Source organism: Occallatibacter sp. (assembly GCF_049802275.1).
Taxonomy (GTDB): Bacteria; Acidobacteriota; Terriglobia; order Terriglobales; family Acidobacteriaceae; genus Telmatobacter.
In genome coordinates this window covers 1-7661 of sequence record NZ_JBARMD010000554.1, presented here as the reverse complement: position 1 = coordinate 7661, position 7661 = coordinate 1, and the positions used below count along the sequence as shown (strand labels likewise).

Annotated in this window: 7 protein-coding genes; 1 reads left to right on the top strand and 6 read right to left on the bottom strand. The window is 59.0% G+C overall.

Annotated elements, in window-relative coordinates; all coding sequences use genetic code 11:
• The 6 genes from argG to WA354_RS19095 form a co-directional block, all read right to left on the bottom strand.
• A partial coding sequence (gene argG, locus WA354_RS19120) for an argininosuccinate synthase (protein ID WP_472814612.1) occupies positions 1–902 on the bottom strand: 902 nt, incomplete at its 3' end.
• A gap of 101 nt (positions 903–1003) precedes the next feature.
• Complete coding sequence (gene argF, locus WA354_RS19115; RefSeq protein WP_472814614.1) at positions 1004–2029, bottom strand: ornithine carbamoyltransferase; 1026 nt, start codon at positions 2027–2029, stop codon at positions 1004–1006.
• A 10-nt stretch (positions 2030–2039) separates the two neighbouring features.
• Positions 2040–3302, bottom strand: coding sequence for an acetylornithine/succinylornithine family transaminase (locus WA354_RS19110; protein ID WP_472814611.1), 1263 nt, complete (start codon positions 3300–3302; stop codon positions 2040–2042).
• Between the two features lie 10 nt (positions 3303–3312).
• Positions 3313–4095 carry an acetylglutamate kinase gene (argB, locus tag WA354_RS19105; RefSeq protein ID WP_472814610.1) on the bottom strand — a complete coding sequence of 261 codons (783 nt, stop codon included), beginning with the start codon at positions 4093–4095 and terminating at the stop codon, positions 3313–3315.
• The gene (argC, locus tag WA354_RS19100; protein ID WP_472814609.1) at positions 4092–5159 is read right to left on the bottom strand and encodes an N-acetyl-gamma-glutamyl-phosphate reductase; all 1068 of its coding nucleotides are present in this window, start codon (positions 5157–5159) and stop codon (positions 4092–4094) included. Before argC ends, argB begins: the two co-directional genes overlap by 4 nt.
• Positions 5156–5623, bottom strand: coding sequence for an arginine repressor (locus WA354_RS19095; RefSeq protein ID WP_472814608.1), 468 nt, complete (start codon positions 5621–5623; stop codon positions 5156–5158). The genes argC and WA354_RS19095 overlap by 4 nt, the downstream gene beginning before the upstream one ends.
• Positions 5624–5906: 283 nt before the next feature.
• Between WA354_RS19095 and WA354_RS19090 the strand changes: the two genes are divergently transcribed.
• Positions 5907–7661 (top strand): glutamate synthase central domain-containing protein (locus WA354_RS19090; protein WP_472814613.1); only part of this gene is annotated, 1755 nt, incomplete at its 3' end.

The window sequence follows — 7661 nt, the reverse complement described above, 5'->3', positions numbered from 1 at the left end:
TAGAGCAGAGCCAGGCCAGGGGCCTCGTAGATGCCGCGGGATTTCGCTTCAATAATGCGGTTCTCGATCTGGTCAGACATGCCCAGTCCGTGGCGCCCGCCGATGCGGTTCGCTTCGAGCAGCAGTGCGACGGGATCATCGAAATGCTTGCCGTTGAGAGCGACCGGGAAGCCCTCTTCAAAGCTCACCGTAATCTCTTCGCGACGGACCTCGACGTCGTCCCGCCAGAAGGCCGTCCCCATAATGGGATCGACGATTCTGACCGACGAAGAGAGATGCTCCAGATCCTTGGCTTCGTGGGTTGCGCCGAGGATGTTTGAGTCGGTGGAGTAGGCTTTCTCGGCGGACATTTTATACGCAAAACCTGCCCGCTGCATGAAGGCGGACATTTCGGCGCGCCCGCCCAACTCGTCAATGAACGCTGCGTCGAGCCAGGGCTTGTAGACCTTGAGTTCGGGGTTGACCAGCAGGCCGTAACGATAAAAGCGCTCGATGTCGTTGCCCTTGAAGGTGGACCCGTCGCCCCAGATGTTGACGTCGTCCTCTTTCATCGCTGTAACCAGCATCGTGCCGGTAACCGCACGTCCGATGGGCGTGGTGTTGAAGTAGGTCACGCCGGCGGTACTGATGTGGAAGGCGCCTGCCTGCAATGCCGCGATGCCTTCGCGGACGAGTGGACCGCGGCAGTCCATCAGGCGGGCTTCTTCGGCGCCGTATTCCAGAGCCGCTCGCGGAATGGCGTCGTAATCGGTCTCGTCGGGCTGGCCAAGGTTAGCCGTATAGGCATAGGGGATAGCCCCCTTCTGCTTCATCCAGTGCAGCGCGGCGGAGGTGTCGAGCCCGCCGGAGAAGGCAATGCCAACCTTCTGGCCAACAGGCAATGATTCGAGAATTACAGACATGCTTGCAAAACCTCAAAAAGCTATGGTCAGTGATCTGTGTAGTGATCACGCTGTCTTTGCCATAATTGGCTGTTGAGTAAATGAATTGAGAATTGTTCTGATCACTGACCACTGACCACTGAAAACTTCTCCACATTCGCCAATCCGCCGAGCAACAGCAAAAGCAATGCCTTCTGCGCATGCATGCGATTCTCAGCCTGATCAAACACAATCGACTGCGGACCGTCCAGCACCGCGTCCGTCACCTCGGCATTGCGACGTGCAGGCAGGCAATGCATGAAGACTCCATTCGGAGCCGTCTTGGACATCAGTGCCTCGTTCACCTGGAAAGGCCTGAAGATCGGCGCGCGCTTCGTCGACTCGTGCTCCATGCCCATGCTCACGCACACATCGGTGTAGACAGCATCCGCATTCTCAACAGCCGCCTGCGGATCTTGAGTCAGTTTCAACTCGCAACTATTCTGTTCTGCGATCTCTCGCGCCTTCGTCACAATTTCAATATCCGGCGAATAGCCGCGCGGCGTTGCCACCGTCACATTCGTTCCCAGTTGCGCGCCCGTCAACATTAGAGAGTGGCACACGTTGTTACCATCACCCACATAGGTGAAATTCAATCCAGCCGCGGAACCGAAGTGCTCCTCCAGCGTCATGAAATCTGCCAGGGCCTGGCAGGGATGCTCGAAATCAGACAGCGCATTGATCACAGGCACCCGCGAATTCACAGCCATCTCCGTGATGGTGTCGTGCGCATAGGTACGCAGCACGATCACATCAACCCAGCGCTCGACATTCCGCGCAATGTCGGCAATGGCTTCGCGTTCGCCCAGTGGGGAACTCGTCTGGTCCACGAAGATCGCGTTGCCGCCCATCGTGTTGATGCCTGTCTCGAACGCCAGCCGAGTACGCAGGCTCGCCTTCTCAAACATCAGCACCATCTGCTTCGCGTCAAGCGCATGACGATACTCGCGCGGGTTCATCTTCACATCGTGTCCGAGTTTGACAATAGCGCGTACTTCGCTGCTCGAGAGATCCGCGATCGAGCACAGATCCTCACCGCCCAGGCGCGCAGCCGCGGCCAGAATGTCATTATCCTTTTCTACTGGAACAGCGGGTGCCCGGCGCTCCATGGTCGCTCTGCTAGCCACGATCGTTTCCTCCTGCGGTGGTCTGATGTACGGCGCTTACAGCCGCTGTTTTCTCAGTAAGAATCTCGTCGAGCGCTTCGATGGCCTCATCTACATGCTTGCGTTCCAGGATGTAGGGCGGCAGAAAGCGCAATACGGTGTCGCTGGTGCAATTGATCAGAATTCTGCGCTTCAGCATCTCGGCCACCGTCGCCTTGGCAAGATCTGCCGCATCCAGTTCCGCGGCTATCATCAATCCCTTGCCGCGAACGTCCTTGATGCAATCGTGCTTCTTTGCCAATCCGCGCAACTGCTGCTGGAAGTAATCGCCTACCTCCGTCGCATGCTTGAGCAGGTCTTCGTTTTCGATGGCGTCGATCACCGCGATGGCCACGGCGCAGGCCAGCGGACCACCGCCGAATGTCGTCCCGTGCATTCCGGCATGAATCGCGCGTGCGGCCGCTTCGGTGCAGAGGAACGCGCCCAGCGGAATTCCACCCGCGATCGGCTTCGCCAGCGTGATTACATCCGGCTTGATGCCGTAATGCTGATATGCGCACCACTTGCCCGTGCGTCCCATTCCGGCCTGAATCTCATCCACAATTAAAAACGCGCCCGTCGAGTCGGCCAGTTTCCGCGCTTCAGTGAAGAATTCCTGCGTAAGCGGCCGGATGCCACCCTCGCCCTGGATCGCCTCCACGAGAATCGCACAAACCTCATTCGAGAACTTCGCCCGAAGATCAGCCACATCGTTGAACTTCACAAACTCCACGCCTGGAACTCCCGGCGCAAACGGTTCACGATATTTCGCCTTGTACGTGGTCGACATTGACCCGTAGGTGCGCCCATGAAAGCTCTGTTCCAGCGCCAGAAACTTGGTCCCAATCTGCTTCCCTTCGCTGCGCAGCAGTCCTGCGTGTGCACGTGCCAACTTTAATGCGCCTTCCCACGCCTCGGTGCCGGTGTTCGCAAAGAAGGCACGATCCATGCCGGTTCGCTCGGTCAATCGCAGTGCCAGCTCCGCCTGCCCTTCGTGATAGAAGAGGTTCGATGTGTGAATCAGAGCGCGGCTTTGGTTCACGATGGCACGCTCGATCGCCGGATGCCCGTACCCCAGGGCATTCACGCCGATACCGCTCAGCAGGTCGAGATACTTCGCACCGCCCTCGTCAATCAGGTGCACGCCCTCTCCGCGAACAAAGAGAATCGGGTTCCGCTCGTAGGTTTGAAGCAGCAGTTTGGATTCTGCTGCGCGAATTTGATCGAGTTTCGTCAATTCAATCTCCTCAGGCCACCATCACTTCGGTGCCGTGGGCTACGCGGCTGCTGCACAGGTCGGGAAGGGAACCTGCCGCCTCCGCGGGTAAAATCCGTACGCGCTTTACGCCGTTCAGCAGCGCCTCGCGGCAAGCGCCCAGTTTCGGTAACATGCCGCCAGAGATGATTGCGCTCTTCGCCATCTCCGCGATCTGGTCGATGCTCAGCCAGCGCAGCACCTCTCCATTCGCACCCTTTACTCCAGGCACGTCGGTTAGAAAAACCAGGGCATCCGCATGGCAGGCGACGGCGCAGGCTGAAGCCATCTCGTCTCCGTTGATGTTGTAGTACTCGCCATCAAATCCCAGCGCAATCGGCGCGATCACCGGCACTCCATTCAACTTCCAGATGGCCTCGATCCACCTCGGATCGCTCGCCACAATCTCGCCCACAAATCCAAGATCCGGTGCGGTCCGCTTTTTCCGCGCACGGAACAGCAATCCGTCACCGCCCGTCATGCCCACCGCAGGTTGGCCGAGCGCCCCCAATGAGGCGACGAGTCCTTTATTCACTTTGCCGGCAAAAACCATCAGCGCGATGTTCCGCGTCTCCGCGTCGGTTATGCGCAATCCATTCACAAATTCGCTTTTGGCGCCAAGCCTTTCCATCATGCGTGTTAACTGCACGCCGCCGCCATGCACCACCGCCACCTGGTGCCCATCGCGAACCAGATCGGTAATGGCGCGAACGCAGCCCTGCAGGAGTTCTGGAATCTCGAGGCCCGCACCGCCCAGCTTTACGACATACTTCATGCCAGCCCCTCCGCTTCGTCCCAGCCGAGCATCACGTTCATGTTCTGCACTGCCTGCCCAGATGCGCCCTTCAGCAGATTGTCGAGGCAGCTCACAATCACAGCGCGCCGCCCATCGCTTGATATCTGAAACCCGATATCCGCGAAATTAGTGCGCACTGAATACTGAATCTGCGGAAGCGTCTTCTCATAGATGCGTACCATGGGGCTGGATGCAAAAAATTCACGATAAATCTTCGCCACGCTCTCATGCGTCTGCGCTTCTTTGAAGCGCAAATAGATCGTCGACATAATCCCGCGCGGAATCGGCAGCAGGTGCGGCGTGAACACAATGTCGCCCGTACCGATCCCGATCTGCTCCAGCAGTTCGCCCGTGTGCCGATGATTGAACACGCCATACGCCGAGAGATTATCTGCTGCGGACATGTAGTGCGTCTTCGCCGTCGGAGCCTTACCCGCTCCGCTTACGCCACTCTTCGCGTCGGCGACAATCCCGTGCGACACGTCCACGATTTCCGCAGCAATCAGCGGCCGCACCCCAAGAATCACCGACGTGGCATAGCATCCTGGATTCGCCACCAGCTTCGCGCTCGCGATCTCCTTGCGATGCAGTTCAGGCATCCCGTAAACAGCTTTCGCCTGCGTCGTCATTGCGACCGCAGATCCTTCGTCCCCAAAGGCGTAGACAGCCCGGTTCCTTGCGTCGACGAGACGCCAGGCACCGCTCAAATCGACAACGCGCATTCCATGTTTCAGAGCCTCGGGCGCCCACTCGCGGGATTGCTCGTGCGGCGTTGCAAGAAACAGCAATTCCACGCCGCGATCCACCAGCCTCTCCCACGAAAACGGCTCCACCTTCAGCGACTGGCTCCCGTTATTATCCGCAAGCTGCGGATGAATCTCTTCGAGCGGAACACCGCCTCGTGCCGCATCCTTTTCATCCATGCGGCCGGCAAACACAGGGGGCTTGCCTTTCAATCGAGGGTGATGCAGCAGCAGCCGAGCCAGTTCCGCGCCGGCGTATCCAGTCACACCCATAACCGCTGTTTGCACTGACTTCGTCATGACTCCAGCATCTTTCCCAGTCGCGCCTCCACGTCATGTGCGCGCTTCACATCAGGGCAAATCACCAGCACCGTGTCATCGCCCGCAATCGTACCCAACACTTCGCTCCAACCTTCGTGGTCCAGCGCCGCGGCCATCGGCTGTGCGCCGCCCATCGTGGTGCGCAATACCACCTGGTTCATCGCGTGCCGCACACTCAGCCCAAAACTTTCCATCATCTCCGGGACAGACGGATGCCCGTCATCCGCGGCATGCGTTCCCGCGCCATTCCCGATTCCGTTTCCATTGGGAAGGGAATAACCGCCCGGACCCTTTGTAAGCCTCAACTCGTGAATATCACGTGAAAGCGTTGCCTGCGTAACCTCAAAGCCGCGGCGGCGAAGCTTGCGGCGCAACTCATCCTGGTTCGCCACCAGCGCATGCGCTACAAGTTCCCGAATCGCATTGTGTCTTTGAAACTTCATATCTTCCGCTTTCAGACAAAGCAAAAACGCGGCTCGCAGTTGCGGCCGCGCTTGCATAAATATACAAACAAAGTGTATAAGTATGCAAGTCGGGTTTTCATCTACCGGCAGGCAGAATCAACCTAAGTAACATGCTTTCTTTCGAGTTGCGAATTCGAACTGGATATTGTCGACGCCCTGCGCCAAACGCGAGCTGTCTGGCCTGCACTCCTTGCCCAGTTTCCCCGGCTGCTTAAGCCCGATTCGTAGCCACATCAAATCTCCAAAGGTCGTATAGTTGAATATGGGTTCCCCCGACCGGCATTCATCCCGTCGTACATCCACCACACCAGCAATTCCCGCTGGGGAAGGTCCATTCGCGCCTCTGCCCTCCTATATTGATGGCAGCCTGATCGATCCGCGATTCGATTTCGATTCCTGCGGCGTTGGCTTTGTCGCCCAACTCTCCGCTGAGCCTTCGCACCAGATTCTCGGCCACGCACTTGGCGCTCTCGCCCGCCTCGAGCATCGCGGCGCTGTTGCAGCCGACGGCAAATCGAGCGATGGCGTCGGCGTCACCACGGCCATTCCACGCGAGTGGCTTCTGGCTCAGAGCGGTCTCTCCCTCGACGAAAGCAGCCCCCTTGGCGTCGCAGTTATCTTTCTTCCCCGGGATGACGGCGCTCAGCGCGCGGAGATCGAAGCCGCGCTCTTTGAGCAGGACATGGAAGAGCTCAGTTGGCGGCCCGTTCCCATCCGGCCTGAAGTCCTGGGCGAAATCGCTGCTTCCTCACGCCCTGAAATCTGGCACCTGCTCGTCACATCCGACGACACGGAATTCTTCGATCGCCGCCTCTTTCTTGCGCGCAAACAATTCGAGCGTTCTGAGCTTCCGGGCTACTTCGTCAGCATCTCGTCCTCGACGATGATCTACAAAGCGCTCTGCGCAGGCCGACTGCTCTCGGACTTCTACCCCGACCTTGCTGATCCCCAATTCAAGACGCCTTTCGCGCTCTTTCATCAGCGCTACGCCACCAATGTCCTCCCCTCGTGGGAGCGTGCCCAGCCCTTCCGCACCCTTGCGCACAACGGCGAAATCAATACCATCTGGGGCAATCGCGCGCGAATGGAAGCTCGCGCTGCAACGCTTCCGCTCGATGTTTATCCAGTGCTCACGCAGGGCGGGTCCGACTCAACCTCTCTCGACGAAATCGTGGAACTCCTGGCCCACAATGGCCGCACCGTCGGTGAAGCCGTGCGCATGATCGTTCCGCCGGCCAATCCCGGCAACTCGTCATCGTTCCTGCAGTACAGCGGCGACTGCATCGAGCCCTGGGACGGTCCCGCAGCGCTGGCGTTCACTGATGGCCACCAGGTCGGCGCCATCCTCGACCGCAATGGATTGCGCCCCTGTCGATTTGCGCTCGACGATACCGGCCTTGTTGTCGCGGGTTCCGAAGCTGGCCTCGTGGACATGGACCCCCACCACATCCTTCACAGCGGCCGCCTCGGCCCAGGCCAGATGATCGTCGCCGATCTCGACTTCCACCGCTTTTTCGAAAACGATGAAATCCTGCGCATCTACGACGCGAAGCGCCATTACCAGGACCTCATCAGCGAAGATGTCCCACTGGAAGATTCAATCGAAGCGCCGCCGGCCCTCGCGGCTTCCGAACTCAATCGCCTCCAGTATCGCTTTGGCTACACCCGCGAAGACGTGCGCATGGTCCTTCAACCCATGGCCACCGACGGCAAAGACGCGGTCTGGTCTATGGGCGACGACACCTCGATAGCGCCGCTCGCCCGCGCCCCGCGTCCGCTCTACGCCTTCTTCCGCCAGCGATTCGCGCAAGTCACCAACCCGCCCATCGATCCCCTGCGCGAAACCGTGGTTTTGCAGATGCACACACGACTCGGCCCGTGGCCGCACATCTTCGAACTGCGTGAACCGCTTCCCGGCCTTTCGTTGCGTTCACCCATCCTCTCCCTCGGCCAGATGCATGCGCTGGTCCAGGGACAGCATCCGCAAACCCGAAAGATGCCGCACGCTGTTCTCCAC